We start from the raw sequence: 2,318 nt of genomic DNA, 5'->3' as shown, positions 1-2,318 counted from the left end.
AATGACACCAAATGAGTTTTACTATGATCAGCTACCCCAACAAAACAAGGTGGCTTAACTAGAGCGGAATATCACTTATAAATACGCTTTTAGTTGTTCAAACAAGTGGGACCACCTCTCAAAGAGCAATCGATCAATGATGCATTGGAATTCATTAAATTCTCGAAACAGACCTTTACTGACACAATGGCCCAAAATGAAGAACTTTTAGCAGAAGTTAAGGGTTTTGAGAAAAAGGCAAATGATGTTTTAGAAAAATAATAGTTATTTTAAAAAGAAAAATGGGAAGCTATAAGCCTCCCATTCTTTTAATGTCGTAAGAAACATTTAAATTTTGTTCTTAAAAGTATTATAGTAAAACTAATAATTTATGCAAATACTTTTAACAGAAATATCTAAAAGGTCTTTAACACTCAACGAATCCGAATAACTTAGACAGTGTGAATAAATTGTTAAAGTAGTCGAGTGTATATGTAAAACATTGGTATACCCATTAGAGATATGCGAATTATTATATATGTAAAACCTAACATACTTTTTAGTCGTATCTTGCGTAAAACTTACCAGATAATCTTTTGTGTTTTCATTTATGTTATCTTCGTATTGCTCTGTTATGCTCAGGATCTCTTTGCTGTTCAGCCAATAACTGCCTGTTTTATCTTGTTTAATCTGTTCCAAAATCAAATTATTTAATGACTGGTACTCTTTCGTTATTGCTTTGGCATATCGTTTTGATGACTGATGTTCTTTCCAGTCAATTTTTGCTTTCTTAAACAGTTTGAAAGCTGTAACCGCGCACAATATAGCTGAGATGGTACATAATATTATTCTACTACTATCACCTATAATGCCAATCATTCCTAAATGCACATCTTTTGAGAATAAACCGTTCAAAGATAGGTATACGCCAAAGATACAAAAACTTAACGCAAAAACCACAACTAAAATTAAAGTTGCTCTAATTAAAAGCTCATTAAAAGTAATTTTTCTTAAACTTTTGGTATAAAGCTTAATCTTATCTTTTTCAGATTTTAACATTTTAGCCAAGAACTTATGTTCTCTTTTTCCTCTGCTAAAAGGTGGTGTTACAGCATCTTTAAAAGTCATGTATAATCAAAAGTATTTTAACGTTCCATTAAATATACACTACACCTGGGCCTATTTAAAATGAAACATTATAGAATTATCGCTATTTTAATACCTTTAATATTTTCAGGTTGTGCAGCAAGCCACTCAGACAAAGAGCTTGTTGACTCTTATTACAATGACCAACAAAAAACAATAGAAAGCGATGTAGATCAACTCGTTAATTCCTACTCCGCTAAAGTCGTTACTCAGTACTACCCTGAACCATACTTCAATCCAACCAAGCCAATACCGCATTATTACGCTTTAAAGCTTGATGAAATGGGTATCCCTTACCCAAAAGAGCTTGTATACGACAATGCCGACTATAATTTTTATAAAGAGCAGGCTAAGTTTAATGCAAACAATAATGACGTAATTGATACAGATCACCACGATCACTAAAACTTTTTTATCGTAGGTGTTTTGTTGAGGGGCGTTTCTTGCCGAAACCTTTCTTAACCCCTTAGTGTATGAGGGTAAAAGATTCATACTATATTTTAGAAAATACACTTGATGGAGATAAAGACCAAAAAATCAAAGTGTTGAGAGTAAGCCAGTATGATACTTTTTATTACCCTCATACATTATCTTCTGAACTATCTTCACTCCTTTTTTGATTGGCTTCTTTGATAACATTTTCAATAAAACAGATAACTAAATTTAAAGCGATTAAAAATAATACGATATAGCCAATAGTTTTTAGAGTTAGTACAAAGTTATTGAATACATAAGTTGATGCTTTTCCTATTCCTATATAAACCACATAACATGCAAATATAACCAATGCTATTGCACTAATTGAAATTATTGCAAGTCCAGTATTTTTTAAAAATGAGCGCAATAAGTATTTATCGAATTTAGAATTATTCATAGCCATATACTATCCTTCATAAAAATTTCATTTTCTAACATTGAACGAAGCGCAACTATTGCTGCACCACCGCCAACAATAATTATGATAAAGCCGAATAAAAAATTGAGATTCATGTTTGCAGCTATGTTTAATTATTTAGATTTAAGCAACTTAATTAGTAGCATTACAATAGTTATTGTACGAGAGTACTTTACTCTAGAGGTGGTCCCACTTGTTTGAACAACTAAAAGCGTATTTATAAGTGATATTCCGCTCTAGTTAAGCCACCTTGTTTTGTTGGGGTAGCTGATCATAGTAAAACTCATTTGGTGTCATT

3 protein-coding genes are annotated in these 2,318 nt (G+C 31.6%); 1 reads left to right on the top strand and 2 read right to left on the bottom strand.

The window, feature by feature from the left end; genetic code table 11:
- Positions 1–360: 360 nt before the first annotated feature.
- Entirely contained in the window at positions 361–1,107 is a 747-nt protein-coding gene (locus DYI81_RS17800) for a hypothetical protein (protein ID WP_005005749.1), read from the bottom strand.
- Positions 1,108–1,167: 60 nt separating this feature from the next.
- On the opposite strand from DYI81_RS17800, the gene DYI81_RS17795 reads away from it, so the two are divergent.
- Positions 1,168–1,530: a hypothetical protein gene (locus tag DYI81_RS17795; RefSeq protein ID WP_005005750.1), complete on the top strand. Its 363-nt coding sequence runs from the start codon at positions 1,168–1,170 to the stop codon at positions 1,528–1,530.
- 175 nt (positions 1,531–1,705) lie between these two features.
- Here the strand turns inward: DYI81_RS17795 and DYI81_RS17790 are convergent, their stop codons facing one another.
- Positions 1,706–2,005 carry a hypothetical protein gene (locus tag DYI81_RS17790; RefSeq protein WP_005005752.1) on the bottom strand — a complete coding sequence of 100 codons (300 nt, stop codon included), beginning with the start codon at positions 2,003–2,005 and terminating at the stop codon, positions 1,706–1,708.
- Positions 2,006–2,318 lie beyond the last annotated feature (313 nt).

Source organism: Acinetobacter sp. SWAC5, assembly GCF_003419885.1.
Classification (GTDB): Bacteria; Pseudomonadota; Gammaproteobacteria; order Pseudomonadales; family Moraxellaceae; genus Acinetobacter; species Acinetobacter cumulans.
Note: the sequence above shows the minus strand (reverse complement) of the source record. Positions and strands in the feature narration are given on the sequence as shown.